Raw genomic sequence first — 18,942 nt, forward strand, 5'->3', positions numbered from 1 at the left:
CTTAAGTGAGCGGCATTACGCCAACAATGGTGGCCCTACACGCATCGCATACCCCACAAACTACCCGCTCTCCATTTGCAGCCTGCCACTTTATTAGCCTGAATCGTGTCCTGCTGCCCGCTGTACTGCAAAGCGTTTTCACGCGCCACCATAACCTGACGAAATCGATTTCATTTCTTAATGCCGTAATGGGCTGACACATCAGAAAAAAAGCACATTTTGGTTAAAAAGCAGGCAGTCAAACGGCAAAAAGCGTTTTTTTTTGTCGCAACCCTAAAGATTCGTCGTGGCACGCCGATAGTTATCGTGAGATAAACCGCAAATCCGCTGATTCATTCATTTCTCTAATGTAACGCTCTGTTACATACCCTGTCGTACGCTAAACACTCCCTACGATCTACTGACAGTTCCCTGGCGCAGCGCGCCCAGTCTTCACGCTTCGCTTGCGGCATAGTAATGGTGCTTGCAGGCAATATTCCCTGTAAGTGATTAATTTAGAAGCGAATAATTTCGCTCTGTTTCGGAGTATTATCCTGCATATAACGGCTATTACAGCGGGATATAGCACTAATAGTGCAGATGGGCAGATAACTGATCGTGTGGTAATGGCAATCTCCGGCAGAGACTAAAACCGGTGACGCGTCGATGAAATATTAAGGAAACAATTCGAATTCGTACAAAAAACGCACAACATAAAAGCGATGCTGAAGGTTTCAGAAAAAAATTTGCCTTAAAAGTGTGACACAGATCACACTTTATCTAAAATTTCGCGCCACTCACGTTGTATGTCGAAATCAGACGATATAGATTTGCCTTGTTTTCGGAATAGTCTTAAAAAACTGTAAGCAGACGTCACGGAAGATGGTTACAACTCAAGCAAAGAATGGCCTGGAGTTTTGATTACTACTGATCAGCGTCCTGACAGGAAATGAAACGGTCAGGAACGCGTTGGCTCAAGCCTGATTATTTTTTTGCCATCTTTAGATTTACCAACCAGCAGCCCGAACCATAGAACATTTAATTCTGTGGCCGTATATGTGTCGCGTCTATCAGGATGGAAAAAAATGGGTACATCAGAATTACTAAAACATATATATGACATCAATTTGTCATATTTGCTTCTTGCTCAGCGTTTAATTAACCAGGAAAAAGCTTCAGCAATGTTTCGTTTAGGCATCGATGAATCGATGGCGGATGCATTGTCACAATTAACTTTACCTGAGATGGTAAAATTAGCGGAAACCAATCAACTGGTTTGCCAGTTCCGCTTTACCGATCACAACCATATTAATCGTCTGACCCAAGAGTCACGCGTGGATGACTTGCAGCAAATCCACACCGGTATTTTATTATCCAGCCGCTTACTGCGTAACGCGTCGAAAGATGACGTTTCTGCGAAGAAGAGGGCCGTTTAATGAGTGAAAAAAGTATTGTTCAGGAAGCGCGCGATATTCAGCTGGCAATGGAGCTGATTACATTGGGCGCGCGTCTGCAAATGCTCGAGAGCGAAACGCAATTGAGCCGCGGACGCCTGATTAAATTGTACAAAGAATTACGCGGTGCACCCCCACCGAAAGGCATGCTGCCATTCTCAACCGATTGGTTCATGACCTGGGAACAAAATATCCACTCCTCTATGTTCTGTAACGCCTGGCAGTTCCTGTTAAAAACCGGATTAAGCAGCGGCGTTGAAGCGGTTATCAAAGCGTATCGTTTGTACCTTGAGCAGTGTCCGCAATCGGACGAGGGCCCGCTGTTGGCGCTGACGCGCGCATGGACCCTGGTGCGATTCGTTGAAAGCGGCATGCTGGAACTTTCTGACTGTAAGTGCTGCGGTGGTAGCTTTATCAACCACGCACACCAGCCAGTCGGCAGCTTTGTCTGCAGCCTGTGCCAGCCGCCATCACGTGCCGTAAAAAGACGTAAACTTTCTGCAGATTCTGCCGATACCTTTCCACAACTGCTGGATGAACAGGTTAAACGCGCCGTTTAAGTTTGTTCGCATCGTGGAAAACATCCAGCAGCGGTTAATACCGCTGCTTTTTTTTTTGCCTGCGATTAGCGAATAACACCTGCGGCTCTCTGGCTTAACTTCCATCAACACGTTACGGACGTAAGGATTTTTTGTGCTGATTATTCTGGGTTATATCGTGGTCGTCGGTTCCGTGTTGGGCGGCTACATGATGGTCGGTGGACATTTAGGTGCGCTTTATCAACCGTCGGAGCTGCTGATTATCGGCGGGGCCGGTATTGGTGCCTTTTTAGTCGGCAATAATGGCAAGTCGATCAAGAAGACATTAAAAGCGTTGCCATTGTTAATGCGCGGCTCGAAATATAACAAAGCCGTATACATGGATTTAATGGCGCTGCTTTATCGACTGATGGCGAAATCACGCCAGCAGGGCATGCTGTCATTAGAACGCGATATTGAAGACCCGAACCAGAGTGAAATTTTTGCTAACTATCCGCGTATTTTGTCCGATAAACAGTTGGTGGACTTTATTACCGACTATTTACGTTTAATGGTTAGTGGAAATATGAATGCATTCGAAATCGAAGCCCTGATGGATGAAGAGATCGAAACTTACGAACACGAGTGTGAAGTACCAGCGCAAAGTATATCTGCAGTGGGTGATGGCTTACCGGCTTTCGGCATCGTGGCGGCGGTAATGGGCGTGGTTCACGCGCTGGCCTCGGCCGATCGTCCTGCGGCAGAGTTAGGGGCATTAGTGGCCCATGCGATGGTCGGTACTTTCCTCGGCATCCTGCTCGCCTACGGCTTTATCTCGCCGCTGGCATCCGTGCTGCGTCAGAAATGTGCCGAAACCACCAAGATGATGCAGTGCGTGAAAGTGACATTGCTCTCCAGCCTGAACGGCTACGCGCCGCAGATTGCAGTCGAGTTTGGTCGCAAAACGTTGTATTCCGCCGAGCGCCCGTCGTTTACCGAACTGGAAGAGCACGTGCGTAACGCGAAGAACCCGGCGAAACAAACTTCGGATGAGAATTCATGAAAGCTGGCAATCGCCCCATTGTGCTGGTTAAAAAGCGCAAACATAAAGGTCACCATGGCAGCCACGGTTCGTGGAAGATTGCCTATGCCGACTTTATGACGGCGATGATGGCGTTCTTTATGGTGATGTGGCTGCTCTCCATCTCCAGCCCCAAAGAGTTGGTACAAATTGCGGAATACTTCAAAACCCCGCTGCGGGTGGCATTAACCGGCGGCCAGCGCAGCAGCGACAGTGAAAGCCCAATCCCTGGCGGCGGTGACGATCCCACGCAGCAGAAGGGAGAAGTGAAGAAAATCGTTGATATGGATGCGCAGAAAAAAAAGCTGGAAGAGATTCGTCTGAATCGTCTGCGTGAAAAACTCGATCAGCTGATTGAAGCCGATCCGCGTCTGAAAGCACTGCGTCCGCACCTGATCATTAATATGGTGCAGGAGGGGCTGCGTATTCAGATTATCGATAGCCAGAATCGCCCGATGTTTAAAACCGGCAGTGCGGAAGTTGAGCCTTACATGCGCGATATTCTGCGCACCATCGCTCCGGTACTGAACGATATTCCCAACAAAATTAGCCTGTCAGGCCACACCGATGATATCCAGTATGCCAACGGCGATCGTGGCTACAGCAACTGGGAACTGTCGGCAGATCGTGCCAATGCCTCACGTCGTGAGTTGATGGTCGGTGGGTTGGACGGCAGCAAAATGCTGCGTGTGGTCGGTATGGCCGACACCATGAAGCTGAAAAACCGTGGTGCTAATGATGCAGTCAACCGCCGCATTAGCCTGCTGGTGTTGAATCACGACACCGAAGCGGCGATTGAAAAAGAGAATGCCGAGAGCGATGCCGTACAGGTGAGCGACCCGGCGCAAATAATTCCCGACATTACCGCACCGGCTGTACCGGCTGCGCCGACTGCTCCGACAGGTTCCACTGCGACACCGGCTGCGCCGGCTGCGACAGCGACACCTGCGGCAGTGGCCACTCCGGCGGCTGGCGCGGTGACACCAGACCAACCCTCACAGCCGAGGTGATCCCGTGAGCATGGACATCAGCGATTTTTACCAGACGTTTTTTGATGAAGCCGATGAGCTGTTAGCGGATATGGAGCAACACCTGTTGGGACTCGATCCCCAGGAGCCCGATTCCGAGCAGTTGAATGCCATTTTCCGCGCCGCCCACTCCATCAAAGGGGGCGCCGGTACGTTTGGCTTTACGGTTTTACAGGAAACCACCCACATCCTGGAAAACATTCTGGATGGTGCGCGCCGCGGCGAGATGCAGCTCAGCACCGATATCATCAACCTGTTTTTGGAAACCAAAGATATTATGCAAGAACAGCTCGATGCCTATAAAACGGCGCAGGAGCCGAATGCAGAAAGTTTTAAATACATCTGCGAAGCGCTGCGCCAGCTGGCCCTGGAAGCAAAAGGCATCGCGCCTGAAGCGGCAAAAATCGCCGAGGTGGTGGCCATCGCCGCGCCGGCTGCCACCTCAGGCCTGCGCCTGCAGCTGGTTGATCTGAAAGAAAAAGAACCGGAGCTAATGCTGGAAGAGCTCGGCAACCTTGGCACGGTCAGCAATGTGATAAAGAGCGCGAATTCACTCGAGGTCACGATTGATGGCGTGGGCCAGGATGACATCGTCGCCGTGCTCTGTTTTGTGCTGGAAGAAGCACAAATCCTCTTCCCGCAAGAGCGCGCCCCCGCTGCTGCCGAGACGCCGATGGCCGACGCGGTGGTCGCGGAACCGGCACCGGTACAAACTGCCACCGTGACCGAGATTACCCCCGCCGCGAAACGCGAGCCTAAGCGTGCAGCGGCACCGGCGAAAGTGAGCGAATCCAGCAGCATTCGCGTGGCGGTGGAAAAAGTTGACCAGCTGATTAACCTGGTGGGCGAACTGGTGATCACCCAATCGATGCTGGCGCAGCGTTCTGGCGCGCTGGATCCGGTGGCACACGGTGACCTGCTGAATAGCATGGGACAGCTGGAACGCAACGCCCGCGATTTGCAGGAATCGGTGATGTCGATTCGTATGATGCCGATGGAGTATGTCTTCAGCCGCTTCCCACGGCTGGTACGCGATTTGGCCAGCAAGCTGGGCAAAGAAGTGGAGCTCACGCTACTCGGCAGCTCGACTGAACTGGATAAGAGTTTGATCGAACGCATCATCGATCCGTTAACGCACCTGGTGCGAAACAGCCTCGATCACGGCATCGAAACCCCGGAGAAACGCCTCGCGTCCAGCAAAACCGCGGTCGGTAATCTCACGCTGTCTGCGGAACATCAGGGCGGCAATATCTGCATCGAAGTGATCGATGACGGTGCCGGTCTCAACCGCGAACGCATCCTGGCCAAAGCGCTCTCATCCGGCTTGCCGGTCAGCGAAAGCATGAGCGATGAAGAAGTTGGCATGTTGATCTTCGCCCCGGGCTTCTCCACCGCCGAGCAGGTTACCGACGTGTCAGGCCGTGGCGTGGGCATGGACGTGGTGAAACGAAATATTCAGGAGATGGGCGGCCACGTCGAAATTTCCTCGAAGCAGGGTAAAGGCACCACCATTCGCATTCTGCTGCCACTGACGCTGGCGATCCTTGATGGCATGTCGGTGCGCGTGGCGAATGAAGTGTTCATTCTGCCGCTCAACGCGGTGATGGAATCGCTGCAGCCAACCGCCGAAGAGTTGAAACCGCTGGCCGGCGGCGAGCGCGTGCTGGAAGTACGTGGCGAATATCTGCCGCTGGTGGAGCTGTGGAATGTGTTTGAGGTAGAGAACGCCAAAACAGACGCCACGCAAGGCATCGTGGTGATCCTGCAAAGCGCAGGCCGTCGCTACGCACTGCTGGTCGATCAGCTGATTGGGCAGCATCAGGTGGTAGTGAAGAACCTTGAAAGCAACTATCGCAAAGTGCCGGGCATCTCAGCCGCCACCATTCTTGGCGATGGTAGCGTGGCGCTGATTGTGGATGTCTCAGCACTGCAATCGTTGAACCGTGAAAAACGTGTGGCCGGTGCCGCAGCGTAATAGATAACCAAAGGGTAAAAAAATGACTGACATGGCAACCGTGACCAAAATCGCTGGCGAAACCGTTGGCCAGGAATTCTTAGTTTTCACTCTGGGTGATGAAGAGTACGGCATCGACATTCTGAAAGTGCAGGAGATCCGCGGCTACGATCAGGTCACCCGCATCGCCAATACGCCAGAGTTCATCAAAGGCGTCACCAATTTGCGCGGCGTGATCGTGCCAATTATCGACCTGCGAGTGAAATTCTCGCAGCCGGATGTGGAATATAACGAAAATACCGTGGTGATCGTGCTGAATCTGGTTCAGCGCGTGGTGGGTATTGTGGTTGACGGCGTTTCGGATGTGCTGTCGCTGACGCAAGAGCAGATTCGCCCGGCACCGGAATTTGCTGTCACCATGTCTACCGAATACCTCACCGGCCTTGGCGCGTTGGGTGAACGTATGCTGATTCTGGTCGACATCGAAAAGCTGCTGAGCAGCGAAGAGATGGCGCTGGTGGACAACCTGCGTTCCGCGTAATAAACCAACGGGTCGCTGCGGCGGCCCGTTATCATCACGTCTATGAACTAATTCTTTGTTAGTAAACAAGAAAATAGTAAAATACCCGCGTTTTTCCTCAATATTCCAGCCGCTCAGTCGATAACTGCTCTGTACGATTTTTCTTCATTTTCCAGGGCAAGCTATGTTTACGAAAATCCGCGTTGTGACCAGTTTATTGCTGGTGTTGTTGGTATTTGGTTTTCTGCAGTTGTCGTCCGGCTCGCTGTTTTTCAAAGCGCTGAGCGATGACAAAAACAGTTTTAACGTTTCACAGCTGGCGAGCAAAAATATCGCCGCCATTAACGATGCCTTCATGAGTCTGAATCAAAGCCGTGTGGTATTAACCCGCATCCAGCTCCGCATGGCAACCAGCAAGCTCAGCGGCAGTGAAGCGGATGTGGCGGGCTTGTATGAAGACAGCAAAGCCTTCCAAAAAGATGCGGCGGATAACTACCAGCTGTTTAAAGCCACGCCGGATACGCCGGGGCAGGATGCTGCGCTGAATCAGCGGGTTGATGATACCTATTCAGCTTACGCGCGCGCGCTGGCTCAGATGCAGGATGCGCTGGTGGCAAAAGATTTGGTGCAGGCCGGCAAGGTCCCGGTGGCGCCAAGCCAGAGTGCATTCCTGAAAGAGTACCGCCAGTGGCGTGCCGACCAGGACCGTTTAACGGCGGCGGGCGCGGCGGCCAACAGCCTGGCGTATCAGCACATGATATGGCTGCTGAGCGCGGTCATGGCGCTGGTGGTGGCCGTGATTGTGCTGTGCTGGTTTGGCATGCGCAAAATCCTGATTACCCCGCTCAACGCGAATATTCAACACATCCAGCATATCGCGCAGGGCGATCTCACCCAGCACATCGTTGTGACGGGCCGTAATGAGATGAGCCAGCTGGCGGCCAGCCTGCATGATATGCAGCAGTCGCTGGTGCGTACGGTGAGTGATGTGCGCGACGGTTCGGATGCCATTTTTACCGGAGCCAGTGAGATTTCCGCCGGTAATAACGATCTCTCGGCGCGTACTGAAGAGCAGGCTGCCTCACTGGAGCAGACCGCGGCCAGCATGGAACAACTAACCGCAACGGTAAAACAGAACGCGGAAAATGCGCGTCAGGCGTCGCAGCTGGCGCTGAGCGCGTCAGGAACCGCCCAGAAGGGGGGCGATGTGGTGCAGGGCGTGGTGCATACCATGAGCGACATCGCCGGTAGTTCGAGGAAAATTGCCGATATCACCAGCGTGATTGACGGCATCGCTTTCCAGACCAATATTCTGGCACTGAACGCTGCGGTAGAAGCCGCGCGTGCCGGGGAACAAGGGCGCGGATTTGCGGTCGTAGCGGGCGAGGTGCGTAATCTGGCGCAGCGTAGCGCTCAGGCGGCAAAAGAGATTAAAGCCTTGATTGAGGACTCGGTGAACCGCGTCAATTCAGGCTCGAAGCTGGTGGGCACCGCCGGTGAAACCATGAGCGATATCGTCAATGCGGTCACACGCGTCACCGATATCATGGGAGAAATTGCGTCGGCGTCAGATGAGCAGAGCCGCGGCATCGATCAGGTCGGCCAGGCCGTGACGGAGATGGATCGCGTCACGCAGCAGAACGCCTCGCTGGTGGAAGAGTCTGCCGCAGCGGCGGCCTCGCTGGAAGAGCAGGCGAGCCGCTTGAGCCAGTCGGTGGCGGTGTTCCGCGTGCCGCGTGCTGCATCTTCGCCGCCGCAGGCAACTGCGGGTATGCGTCACCCGCAGATTGCGCCGCCAACCCTCAGCGCACCGCGTAAAGCGGTGATCGCCGCAGCAGGCGACAGTAACTGGGAAACGTTTTAATTCGCTGAAAGTCCGGTCAGCATCAATACCGACCGTACACGATTGACCCGTAGGGTCGCCATTCATGGCGACCAGAACACCCCTGAAAATGCGCCTTTATCGCTCACCCGATAAAGGCGCATTTTTTTTAGTGTTAATTTCTTTAGTTATAAAACACTGCAATCACACTAAAACACAGAATTTTAATTCGTAAAGTCGCATGGGCACCCTGAAAAATTCAGGTTGCCGGTCGATAACTGGGGGAGCCGAAACACATTTCTGGAGACCCCATGTTAAAACGAATCAATGTTGTGACCAGTTTAATCGTCGTATTGCTGGTTTTTGGTGCTTTGCAGTTACTTTCTGGCGGCCTGTTCTGGTCCGCATTACAAAAGGATAAAGAGGCATTTGCCGTTGCGCAGATTTCAAGCAACAACGTGGCGGCGATGTCCGATGCCTGGATCGAACTGAATCAAACGCGCACGGTACTGAATCGCGCCATGTTGCGTATGCAAGGCACTATGGCCGCGCAGGCTAACGGCGGTCAGCTCGGCGCGCTGATTGCGCAAACCGAAAAACAGCTCGATGTCGCCGCGGGCCATTATCAGCGTTATGCCAGTTTGCCCGCCACGCCGGGCTTGCCGCAGGCGCTGCGCGATAAGTTAGAAGCCAACTACGCTGCGTTTAACGACGGGCTGAAAGCGATGCTGGAACGCCTGAAGGCGAACGATCTACAAGGCATGTTTGCGCAAAATATCGAAACCAAACAGGTGGCAATGAAAGCCACCTACGAAGAGTGGCGCAGCGCGCAAAGTGAGCTGGCAGCGGAAGGCGTGGCGCAAAATCAGCGTGCTTTCCAGACCATGATGTGGCTATTGGCGGCGGTTGCGCTGGTTGTTGTGGTGGTCATTATCGGCTGCTGGTTTGGCCTGCGCAGCGTGCTGATCCAGCCGCTGCATCAATTACTGGGACATATTCGTCATATCGCGGCGGGCGATCTTACCCAAACCATTGCGGTGGAAGGACGTAACGAAATGAGCCAGCTGGCGAGCAGCCTGCATGAGATGCAGCAGTCGCTGGTTAGCACCGTAAGCAATGTGCGTGATGGTTCCGACGCCATTTTCACGGGGGCCAGCGAAATTTCTGCCGGGAACAACGATCTGTCGGCGCGTACCGAAGAGCAAGCCGCGTCGCTGGAGCAAACGGCTGCCAGCATGGAACAGCTGACTGCCACGGTGAAACAGAACGCCGAGAATGCGCGTCAGGCATCACAGCTGGCGCTAAGCGCTTCTGATACCGCGCGCAAAGGTGGAGAAGTGGTAGACGGCGTTGTCCGTACCATGCATGACATTGCCGGTAGCTCGAAGAAAATCGCCGATATTATCAGTGTGATCGATGGCATTGCCTTCCAGACCAATATCCTGGCGCTGAACGCGGCAGTGGAAGCGGCGCGTGCCGGTGAGCAGGGCCGTGGCTTTGCGGTGGTGGCTGGTGAAGTGCGTAACCTCGCACAGCGCAGCGCCCAGGCGGCGAAAGAGATCAAAGGGCTGATTGAAGATTCAGTTAATCGCGTGAATAACGGCTCTCAGCTGGTGGGCACCGCTGGTGAAACCATGAATGATATCGTCGGCGCGGTGACGCGTGTCACCGATATCATGGGTGAAATTGCCTCGGCTTCCGATGAGCAGAGCCGTGGCATCGACCAGGTAGGGCAAGCGGTAACCGAGATGGATCGCGTCACGCAGCAGAATGCCTCGCTGGTGGAAGAGTCCGCCGCTGCTGCCGCTTCGCTGGAAGAGCAGGCCAGCCGTCTCAGCCAGTCGGTGTCGGTGTTCCGCATTCCGCGTGCATCGCAGGCTCAGCCAGTTAAAACTCCCCTCGCGCGTCAGGTCATCAACGCGCCGCGCAAAGTGGTTGCCGCGCCGGTCAGCGACGGTAACTGGGAAACGTTTTAACGCTGAGTAGCAGGTCGGCATACATGCCGACCCTACGAAATCGGTACTTCAGCCGCAGGGTCGCCATTGATGGCGACCTCCTTCCTCTTTCCCTCCACGAACACACATAAAGATCCCCTCGCATACGCCGATAACAGGAGCGTTCCGCCAACCAATGAGGTGTTTATGTTTAGTCGTATTCGTGTTGTTTCCGGCCTGCTGTTTGTGCTGGCGCTGTTTGCCTTACTGCAGCTGTTTTCGGGGGGAGTGTTCTATTCCACGGTGAAAGCCGATAAAGATAATTTTGCCTATAACCAGCGTCTCAGCACGCTGCAGCGGGCGATGGGCACCTCATGGGTATCGCTGGTGCAGGCGCGTAATACGCTGAACCGTGCGGGGATCCGCTATCTGCTGGACAGCCAGCAGGCGGGATCGGGCGCTACCGTAAAAGATCTGGTGGCGCTGGCAAGTGAGGAGTTGAAAAACGCGGATGCGGGGTTCGCCGAATTTAACGCCAATTTGTCCGAAAAGGGCAAAACGGCGGAAAACGTGCTGACGCTGCAGGCCAACTACAACGCCTATCGTGGGGCGCTGAGCGAGCTGATCGATTTCCTGGGAAGCGGGAATTTCAAAGGATTTGTCGATCAGCCGACGCAAGGATTCCAGGACAAATTTGCTAAAGATTACAACGCGTGGATGGCCTACAACATCGTACTGGCCAATAAAGGGGTGGAGTCCAATAACGCGGCCTACAGCCAATCCATCATGCTGGTGGTTGGCACGTTGCTGGTGACCTTGCTGGTGATTGCGCTGGTATGGAGCGGCATGCGCAGCGTGCTGATCCGTCCGCTGAAGCAGAGCATCGAGCATATCCGTCATATCGCCCGCGGTGACTTGACGCAGCAGGTGGAAATCAACGTGCGCAATGAGATGGGTGAGTTGCTCACGTCGCTGCAAGAGATGCAGCAAGCGCTGGCGAGTACGGTGCGTACCGTACGTGATGGCTCCGATGCCATTTATACCGGTGCCAGCGAAATCGCCATGGGCAATAACGATCTCTCCTCGCGTACCGAGCAGCAGGCGGCCTCGCTGGAAGAGACAGCGGCCAGCATGGAGCAGCTTACCGCCACGGTGAAACAGAACGCGGAAAACGCCCGCCAGGCATCGAAGCTGGCGCTAACCGCCTCAGAAACTGCGCAGCAGGGCGGCAAAGTGGTGGATGGCGTGGTTACTACCATGAAAGAGATTACCGGCAGTTCGAAGAAAATCGCTGACATCATTAGCGTGATTGATGGCATCGCCTTCCAGACCAACATCCTCGCACTGAACGCAGCGGTTGAAGCCGCGCGCGCCGGTGAGCAGGGCCGTGGTTTTGCTGTGGTGGCGGGTGAAGTGCGCAGCCTGGCACAGCGCAGTGCGCAAGCGGCCAAAGAGATTAAAACCTTGATTGAAGACTCGGTTAGCCGCGTCAACACCGGCTCAGTGCTGGTAGAGAGCGCTGGCGAAACCATGACGCATATCGTGAATGCGGTCACGCGCGTCACCGACATCATGGGCGAAATCGCCTCGGCGTCGGACGAGCAGAGTCGTGGTATCGATCAGGTTGGACTGGCGGTGAATGAGATGGATCGCGTCACGCAGCAGAACGCCGCGTTGGTTGAGGAGTCTGCCACTGCCGCCGCCGCGCTGGAAGATCAGGCAAGTCGACTGAAACAGTCGGTTGCGGTGTTCAATATTGGTAAAGAATTTGTCGTTCAGGCCGTTAACGTATCTACAGCGGCAAAAAATTTGCGTTCGGTAGCGCCAAAAACACTGGCACAACCCGCAGGCGCACGTAGCTCTGACGATAACTGGGAAACCTTTTAACCCTTGTGGCCGCCGCAGGGCGGCCCCTAAGCATGGCGCGACTGGCAGCACAGTAGCAACCGCAGTATCACAATTTAATCAGTTTGTTGCCGGGTGACCTGAAATGAAGAAATCGACGTTATTGGATCAAAGTGAAGCGACAACGCTGCTCTCGCAAATGGTGCAGCGTTTACCGCTCTCGGATACTCATTTTCGTCGTATTAGCCAGCTGATCTATCAGCGAGCGGGCATTGTGCTGGCCGACCATAAGCGCGAGATGGTTTACAACCGTTTAGTGCGCCGCCTGCGTATGCTGAATATTGATGACTTTGGCCGCTATCTGGCGCTGCTGGAACAGGACCAAAACAGTGCGGAGTGGCAGGCATTTATTAATGCGCTGACCACCAACCTGACCTCCTTCTTCCGCGAGGCGCACCACTTTCCGATCCTCGCGGAACATGCGCGCAAGCGTACGGGTAATTACAGCGTCTGGAGCACGGCCGCCTCAACGGGCGAAGAGCCATACTCCATTGCCATGACGCTGGCAGAAACGCTGGGCACCGGCCCGGGCAAGTTCCAGGTGCATGCCAGCGATATCGATACGCAGGTGTTAGAAAAAGCCGTTGCCGGCGTCTATCGCCAGGAAGAGCTGCGCACCTTGTCGCAGTCGCAGCTGCAGCGCTTTTTCCTGCGCGGTACCGGTCCGCACGAAGGCATGGTGCGCGTGCGTCCTGACCTCGCCAACATGGTGAACTATACGCAACTGAATTTACTGGCTCATGATTGGGCGTTGCCCGGTCCGTTCGACGCCATTTTTTGTCGCAACGTGATGATTTACTTCGATAAAGAGACGCAGGAACAGATTCTGCGCCGTTTCGTGCCCCTGCTGAAACCCGGCGGCCTGCTGTTTGCCGGGCATTCAGAGAACTTTAGTCAGATCAGCAAAGAGTTCTGGCTGCGTGGACAGACAGTCTATGGACTGAGCAAGGAAAGACGATGAGCAAAATCACCGTGATGTGCGTGGATGACTCTGCGCTAATGCGTCAGCTGATGACGGAAATCATCAACAGCCATCCCGATATGGAGATGGTCGCGAGTGCGCCAGATCCGCTGGTGGCACGGGATTTAATCAAACAATACAACCCACAGGTGCTAACGCTGGATGTGGAAATGCCGCGCATGGATGGCCTCGACTTCCTTGAGAAGCTGATGCGCCTGCGTCCGATGCCGGTGGTGATGGTCTCTTCACTGACCGGCAAAGGCTCTGAAGTGACGCTGCGCGCGCTGGAGTTAGGCGCGGTGGATTTCGTCACCAAACCGCAGCTCGGCATCCGCGAAGGCATGCTGGCCTATAGCCAGATGATTGCCGATAAGATTCGCGCCGCAGCGCGCGCCAAACTGCATGCGCGTGCGGCCTCGCCGATGCCGGTGACGCTTAAGGCCGGTCCACTGCTGAGTAGCGAAAAGCTGATTGCCATCGGCTCTTCCACCGGCGGCACCGAGGCGATTCGCCACGTACTCCAGCCGCTGCCGGCCACCAGCCCGGCGCTGCTGATTACGCAACATATGCCGCCAGGGTTTACCCGCTCGTTTGCCGAGCGGCTGAACAAGCTGTGCCAGATCACCGTGAAAGAAGCGGAGGATGGCGAGCGTATTTTGCCGGGCCATGCCTATATCGCGCCGGGCGCAATGCACATGGAACTGGGGCGCAGTGGCGCCAACTATGTGGTGAAACTGAATGACGGTCCGCCGGTGAACCGACACAAGCCCTCGGTGGATGTGTTGTTCCGTTCGGTGGCGATCCATGCAGGACGAAATGCGGTTGGGGTGATCCTGACGGGGATGGGGAATGACGGCGCGGCCGGGATGCTGGAAATGCATCGCGCGGGTGCCTGGACCATCGCCCAGGATGAAGCCAGCTGCGTGGTATTTGGCATGCCGCGCGAAGCGATTGCGATGGGCGGCACCAGTGAAGTGGTCGATTTAGGCCACATCAGTCAGCACATGCTGGCGAAAATTAGCGCCGGACAGGCATTGCGAATTTAACGAGCCCGTCCTGCTGGACGAGACAACACAGGAGTAGATATGGCTGATAAAAATATGCGCTTTTTGGTGGTGGATGACTTCAATACGATGCGTCGTATCGTCCGTAACCTGCTAAAAGAGCTGGGATTCAATAACGTCGAAGAAGCAGAAGACGGCGTGGATGCGCTGACCAAACTGCGTGCTGGCGGCTTTGATTTCGTGGTCTCTGATTGGAACATGCCCAACATGGACGGTCTGGAACTGCTGCAGACCATTCGTGCAGATGCCGCGCTGAGTAAACTGCCGGTGCTGATGGTGACCGCCGAAGCGAAGAAAGAAAACATCATCGCGGCAGCACAGGCGGGTGCCAGTGGCTACGTAGTGAAACCGTTCACTGCCGCCACGCTGGAAGAGAAGTTAGGCAAAATATTCGAAAAACTGGGTATGTAAGGAGATGTGATGAGCGACCTTCCGAAATCAACCGAAGAAGCCTCGGCACACGACATTATTACCCGCATCGGCTCACTGACGCGCATGCTGCGTGACAGTCTGCGTGAGCTCGGGTTAGACCAGGCGATTGCTGAAGCGGCGGAAGCGATTCCTGACGCGCGCGATCGTCTGGACTATGTTGTGCAAATGACGGCGCAGGCGGCTGAACGTGCGTTGAACTGCGTTGAAGCCGCGCAGCCACACCAGGACCAAATGGAAGCCAACGCCAACCAGCTGAAAGGCCGCTGGGACGCGTGGTTTGAAAATCCGATTGAACTGACCGATGCGCGCGAGTTGGTTTCGGATACGCGCCAGTTCCTGACTGACGTTCCGGGACACACGTCGTATACCAATAAGCAGTTGCTCGAAATCATGATGGCACAGGATTTCCAGGACCTTACCGGTCAGGTGATCAAGCGCATGATGGATGTGATTCAGGAGATCGAACGTCAACTGCTGATGGTGCTGCTGGAAAACATGCCAGAAGCGAACGCGGCGGCCCGTAAAGAGGGCAATAGCCTGCTGAACGGTCCGCAGATCCATGCCAATGCACCCGGCGTGGTGGCGAACCAGGATCAGGTTGATGATCTGCTTGATAGCTTAGGGTTTTAATTTTTGGCTAGCGGTGGGCATAAATGCCCACCCTACAAAACTGCGTAGGGTGGGCATTTATGCCCACCTGGTCAACGCGTGCCGTAACATCACGATGCCGCACGTTTTCTTAACCCTTCCGCTCAGCAAAATCGTTGTCCCCGGCTCGTCATTGTCCTAATCCGCACCCGACATCCCCGGCACTTAGCGCAGAATGTGCTACGGTAGACAGATGCAATTTTGTGATCTACCTCTAATTATGAGCTGAGCCGAACCCTATTTTTGACTATGTTATCTACTTTGCTATCACTCAAAAGCGTGCGTTACGTTTCTGGCATATCCTTACTGGCCGCTGCCACGCCCGCTCTGGCGCTGATTACCGATACTAAACTCTCGGATACGCCGTTTAGCGATCCCACACGTTTTCAGAAAATGGCCGATGCGTTGCCAGCATTGGGCTATCAGGATGAAACGGCGGCATTCGATAAAAAACTGGCGACCATCGCGAAAAGTATTGGCGAAGCCAGCCAGAACAGCAGTGATGATAATGCCCTGAGCCAGCAAGCCAGCCTCTGGGCTTTTAATCATTTCCGCGATGAGGTGGGAAGTCGGCTGGTGGATGAAGGGCAGTCGCTGCTGTCACCTTATGGCAGAGCGCAGATCGACTTTAACGTCGATATCGACGGAAACTTCAACGGTAGCGGCGCCTCACTGCTGACACCCTGGGCCGATAACTACCGTTATCTGACGTTCAGCCAGGTGGGGTTTCATCAGACCGATGATGGATTGGTGGGCAACGTTGGCCTTGGCCAGCGCTGGGTCGCGGGTAAATGGTTGCTGGGTTATAACGGTTTTGTCGATCGTATGTTCAATAGCGGGCAGCAACGTGCCTCGCTGGGAACGGAAGCGTGGGGCGATTATCTGCGTTTTTCCGCCAATTATTACACCCCGCTGTCAGGGTGGCAGGATCGCGATCCCTTCCAGCAGCAGCGTCTGGCGCGTGGCTATGACTTCACCACGCAGGGCTATTTGCCTCAGTATCGTCAGTTAGGCGCATCGGTCAGCTGGCAGCAATATCTGGGGGATGACGTTGATCTCTTTAGTTCCGGTAACCGCTACCATAATCCTTCAGCGCTGACGTTTGGTGTGACCTATACGCCGGTGCCGCTGGTCACGCTGTCGGCCAGCCATAAAACCAGCGATACCGGTGAAAGCCAGGATCAGCTGGGCTTACGCCTCAACTACCGTTTTGGTGTGGCGCTGAGCCAGCAGTTGAGCCCCAATAACGTTGCGGAAGCACACTCGCTGCGCGGCAGCCGCTACGATAATGTCACGCGTTCCACCACGCCGGTGCTGGAGTTCCGTCAGCGTAAAACGCTATCGGTATTTCTCGCTACGCCGCCGTGGCAGCTGAATGGCGGGGAAAGTTTGCCGCTTAAATTGCAGATTCGTAGCACCAATCCCATCGCGAAAGTGCTGTGGCAGGGCGATACCCAGGCGCTGAGCCTGACGCCAGGCGCAAATCCGAATGATCCACAGGGCTGGAGCGTGATTATCCCCGCGTGGGATAGCTCGCCAGGGGCTCGCAACAGTTATCGCTTGTCGGTGATGCTGGAGGACACTAAGCAGAATCACGTCACATCGAATGAAATCATCCTACAGCTGCAGCCGCCATTCTCGCTGGATCAGGACCAGGAGAGCCGCTTTAATTTGCTGGCACCATGAGAAAACAAAAAAGGGCAGCTTGCGCTGCCCTTTGCTCATCTTCAGCCGACACTAGCCGAAGCTGCCATGAGGGTACTGCCGGTTAAAACTGATACACCAAACCTACCGCGGTCACATCGTCAGTTGGAATATTCAGCGCATTGTTGTCTTTCAACAGGTTGATTTTATATTCGCTGTACACGGACATGTTTTTGTTGAAGTAGTAGGTTACGCCGACTGCAACGTATTTAAAGATGTCAGCATCGCCAATATTTTCAATGTCTTTGCCTTTCGACGAGACATAGCCAACAGAGGGACGCAGGCCGTTCAGGAACTGATACTGCGCAACCGCTTCAAAGTTCACTGCTTTGTTCGCAAAGCCACCGCTAATTGGCGTGGCGTTCAGCGTTTCGCCGTAGATGGTGGCCAGGTAGATCTGGTTAGCATCGTATTTCAGGCCGGCAGTCCAGTGCTGTGCTTTCTCGCCTTCACCACGTGTGGCCAGGTTCTGCGCATTGGTGCGATCCAGGCTGGCGTATGCGCCGACCAAACTCAAACCGAAATCGAAATCATAGGAGGTAGAGAGCGCGTAGCCATCCCCATTCGAACGGCGCACGGCGACACTCGGATCGGTGCGATCGTTTTTACCTTCATACTGAGCGGCCACGCTCCAGCCTTTTACCAGACCGAAGAAATCTTTATTGCGCCAGGTCAGCACGCCGCCCGAGCGGCCAGAAAGAAATGCATCGGTATAACCGGAATCACCGCCGAAGAATGGCAGCATATCGGTATAGCCCAGCACGTCATAGATCAGGCCATAGTTACGACCATAATCCACGGAACCGAACTGACCAAACTTCAGACCGGCAAAGCCCAGACGGGTTTTGTTGCCGGTCTGCGCGTCGCTGCCTTCAGAGTTGCTCAAGCTGTACTGGTACTGCCACTGACCATATCCGGTCAGTTGGTCATTAATTTTGGTTTCGCCTTTAAAGCCCAGACGGGTATAAGACGAATTATCACCATCGGCCGCATCGTTATCAGAAAAAAGATGCGAGACGTTAATTTTGCCGGTCAGATCCAGCTTATTGCCATCTTTGTTATAGATTTCGGCGGCCTGAGCCGTAGAAAGTCCCAGCAGTAAAGGCATCACTGCTGCCAGTAAGGAGCGCTTCATCATTTAATTTTTACCCTGTGATATTTTTTAATTTTATCCCCAGCTTTGGGGTGAAAAGAAAATGACACAAAAGGTTCAAGATCGACAGTGCAATATATGTAACTAAATATTTCCAATTGGCTTTTTGTGTGATTTTTAATCTTTAATTCCATTATGCGGAATTTTACACTGGAGAAACTTATCCATAATAAGCAAGAGTTAAAACTCGAATTAATACCTAGTTGATTGATATTAATGCAGTTTTTATAAATTGAAGATGCGTAAATATCTTAAATTCATTGTTGGTTAAATAGCACAAGCCTATGCATTATTGTTCGAAAGGAAATATTCAAATCTGGCTAATCATTAGCATGGTAATTACTTGGTTCATGGCTTTGTGTCTGTTTATTTCCATTATGATAATAACCTTCGTCATGAAATGATATTGAACGTTGGATAAACGCATGCCTGCTTAAATAATATTCAATCCCGCCACGCAATTGTTAAAACACTCTGACATTGAGCACGCCCGGTTCGACCCACTTTTTATCTTTATTTGCACCACGCGCGAGCATGTATGCCCCAAAAAAGTGCTTCAGCTGCGCCTTTTTGGCGAAATATTTCCTGTGCGATCACAAAAGCAATATTTCATTTTGCAGATGCATAAATCCGCTAAATAAATCTCTGGCGTTCAACGTTCATCAGACATTTATTCACTTTTTATGCAATTTATGTGAATAGTGGTGGTGATTAAGTTATTGATATTTCGTAGTGTCCAGGCATTTATGCATTTTCCCTGCTGGCTGGCACGCTAACTGCAATAT

15 protein-coding genes are annotated in these 18,942 nt (G+C 53.7%); 14 read left to right on the forward strand and 1 reads right to left on the reverse strand.

Annotation, left to right across the window (positions count from 1 at the left end; genetic code table 11):
* Positions 1–1,064 precede the first annotated feature (1,064 nt).
* The 14 genes from flhD (at position 1,065) to ACIP6T_RS04195 (ending at position 16,986) form a co-directional block, all read left to right on the forward strand.
* Complete coding sequence (gene flhD / locus ACIP6T_RS04130) at positions 1,065–1,415, forward strand: flagellar transcriptional regulator FlhD (protein WP_008102850.1); 351 nt, start codon at positions 1,065–1,067, stop codon at positions 1,413–1,415.
* The gene (gene flhC, locus ACIP6T_RS04135) at positions 1,415–1,993 is read left to right on the forward strand and encodes a flagellar transcriptional regulator FlhC (protein ID WP_097094152.1); all 579 of its coding nucleotides are present in this window, start codon (positions 1,415–1,417) and stop codon (positions 1,991–1,993) included. Before flhD ends, flhC begins: the two co-directional genes overlap by 1 nt.
* A 133-nt stretch (positions 1,994–2,126) precedes the next feature.
* Entirely contained in the window at positions 2,127–3,014 is an 888-nt protein-coding gene (motA, locus tag ACIP6T_RS04140; RefSeq protein ID WP_097094151.1) for a flagellar motor stator protein MotA, read from the forward strand.
* Positions 3,011–4,042, forward strand: coding sequence for a flagellar motor protein MotB (gene motB, locus ACIP6T_RS04145; RefSeq protein WP_097094150.1), 1,032 nt, complete (start codon positions 3,011–3,013; stop codon positions 4,040–4,042). Before motA ends, motB begins: the two co-directional genes overlap by 4 nt.
* Positions 4,043–4,052: 10 nt before the next feature.
* Complete coding sequence (cheA, locus tag ACIP6T_RS04150) at positions 4,053–6,035, forward strand: chemotaxis protein CheA (RefSeq protein WP_345829897.1); 1,983 nt, start codon at positions 4,053–4,055, stop codon at positions 6,033–6,035.
* A gap of 22 nt (positions 6,036–6,057) precedes the next feature.
* Positions 6,058–6,555 (forward strand): chemotaxis protein CheW, encoded by a 498-nt coding sequence (cheW, locus tag ACIP6T_RS04155; RefSeq protein ID WP_097094148.1) that lies wholly within the window; start codon positions 6,058–6,060, stop codon positions 6,553–6,555.
* Between the two features lie 163 nt (positions 6,556–6,718).
* Entirely contained in the window at positions 6,719–8,398 is a 1,680-nt protein-coding gene (locus ACIP6T_RS04160) for a methyl-accepting chemotaxis protein (protein WP_400455511.1), read from the forward strand.
* 269 nt (positions 8,399–8,667) lie between these two features.
* On the forward strand, positions 8,668–10,332 hold the full coding sequence (locus ACIP6T_RS04165; protein ID WP_400455512.1) for a methyl-accepting chemotaxis protein: 1,665 nt from the start codon (positions 8,668–8,670) through the stop codon (positions 10,330–10,332).
* A gap of 165 nt (positions 10,333–10,497) precedes the next feature.
* Positions 10,498–12,177 (forward strand): methyl-accepting chemotaxis protein, encoded by a 1,680-nt coding sequence (locus ACIP6T_RS04170; protein ID WP_400455514.1) that lies wholly within the window; start codon positions 10,498–10,500, stop codon positions 12,175–12,177.
* A 103-nt stretch (positions 12,178–12,280) separates the two neighbouring features.
* Positions 12,281–13,156 carry a protein-glutamate O-methyltransferase CheR gene (gene cheR / locus ACIP6T_RS04175; protein ID WP_097094144.1) on the forward strand — a complete coding sequence of 292 codons (876 nt, stop codon included), beginning with the start codon at positions 12,281–12,283 and terminating at the stop codon, positions 13,154–13,156.
* Complete coding sequence (locus ACIP6T_RS04180; RefSeq protein ID WP_097094143.1) at positions 13,153–14,202, forward strand: chemotaxis response regulator protein-glutamate methylesterase; 1,050 nt, start codon at positions 13,153–13,155, stop codon at positions 14,200–14,202. Before cheR ends, ACIP6T_RS04180 begins: the two co-directional genes overlap by 4 nt.
* Positions 14,203–14,241: 39 nt before the next feature.
* Positions 14,242–14,631, forward strand: a complete 390-nt coding sequence (gene cheY / locus ACIP6T_RS04185; protein ID WP_007892562.1) for a chemotaxis response regulator CheY — start codon at positions 14,242–14,244, stop codon at positions 14,629–14,631.
* 9 nt (positions 14,632–14,640) lie between these two features.
* Positions 14,641–15,282: a protein phosphatase CheZ gene (cheZ, locus tag ACIP6T_RS04190; RefSeq protein ID WP_097094142.1), complete on the forward strand. Its 642-nt coding sequence runs from the start codon at positions 14,641–14,643 to the stop codon at positions 15,280–15,282.
* 267 nt (positions 15,283–15,549) lie between these two features.
* Complete coding sequence (locus ACIP6T_RS04195) at positions 15,550–16,986, forward strand: YchO/YchP family invasin (RefSeq protein WP_176519183.1); 1,437 nt, start codon at positions 15,550–15,552, stop codon at positions 16,984–16,986.
* A gap of 82 nt (positions 16,987–17,068) precedes the next feature.
* Here ACIP6T_RS04195 and ACIP6T_RS04200 read toward each other — a convergent pair whose 3' ends face one another.
* Positions 17,069–18,142, reverse strand: coding sequence for a porin (locus tag ACIP6T_RS04200; protein ID WP_400455517.1), 1,074 nt, complete (start codon positions 18,140–18,142; stop codon positions 17,069–17,071).
* Positions 18,143–18,942: the final 800 nt, after the last annotated feature.

The sequence above is a fragment of the Pantoea sp. NPDC088449 genome (assembly GCF_044753225.1).
Classification (GTDB): Bacteria; Pseudomonadota; Gammaproteobacteria; order Enterobacterales; family Enterobacteriaceae; genus Pantoea; species Pantoea floridensis.

What these genes read in the sequence shown, in the direction of transcription:
- flhC (WP_097094152.1), top strand. Translation starts at nt 1,415, where the DNA reads ATGAGTGAAAAAAGTATTGTTCAGGAAGCGCGCGATATTCAGCTGGCA.
- motB (WP_097094150.1), top strand. Translation starts at nt 3,011, where the DNA reads ATGAAAGCTGGCAATCGCCCCATTGTGCTGGTTAAAAAGCGCAAACAT.
- ACIP6T_RS04170 (WP_400455514.1), top strand. Translation starts at nt 10,498, where the DNA reads ATGTTTAGTCGTATTCGTGTTGTTTCCGGCCTGCTGTTTGTGCTGGCG.
- cheW (WP_097094148.1), top strand. Translation starts at nt 6,058, where the DNA reads ATGACTGACATGGCAACCGTGACCAAAATCGCTGGCGAAACCGTTGGC.
- cheY (WP_007892562.1), top strand. Translation starts at nt 14,242, where the DNA reads ATGGCTGATAAAAATATGCGCTTTTTGGTGGTGGATGACTTCAATACG.
- ACIP6T_RS04160 (WP_400455511.1), top strand. Translation starts at nt 6,719, where the DNA reads ATGTTTACGAAAATCCGCGTTGTGACCAGTTTATTGCTGGTGTTGTTG.
- ACIP6T_RS04200 (WP_400455517.1), bottom strand. Translation starts at nt 18,142, where the DNA reads ATGATGAAGCGCTCCTTACTGGCAGCAGTGATGCCTTTACTGCTGGGA.
- cheR (WP_097094144.1), top strand. Translation starts at nt 12,281, where the DNA reads ATGAAGAAATCGACGTTATTGGATCAAAGTGAAGCGACAACGCTGCTC.
- ACIP6T_RS04195 (WP_176519183.1), top strand. Translation starts at nt 15,550, where the DNA reads ATGTTATCTACTTTGCTATCACTCAAAAGCGTGCGTTACGTTTCTGGC.
- ACIP6T_RS04165 (WP_400455512.1), top strand. Translation starts at nt 8,668, where the DNA reads ATGTTAAAACGAATCAATGTTGTGACCAGTTTAATCGTCGTATTGCTG.
- flhD (WP_008102850.1), top strand. Translation starts at nt 1,065, where the DNA reads ATGGGTACATCAGAATTACTAAAACATATATATGACATCAATTTGTCA.
- ACIP6T_RS04180 (WP_097094143.1), top strand. Translation starts at nt 13,153, where the DNA reads ATGAGCAAAATCACCGTGATGTGCGTGGATGACTCTGCGCTAATGCGT.
- cheA (WP_345829897.1), top strand. Translation starts at nt 4,053, where the DNA reads ATGGACATCAGCGATTTTTACCAGACGTTTTTTGATGAAGCCGATGAG.
- cheZ (WP_097094142.1), top strand. Translation starts at nt 14,641, where the DNA reads ATGAGCGACCTTCCGAAATCAACCGAAGAAGCCTCGGCACACGACATT.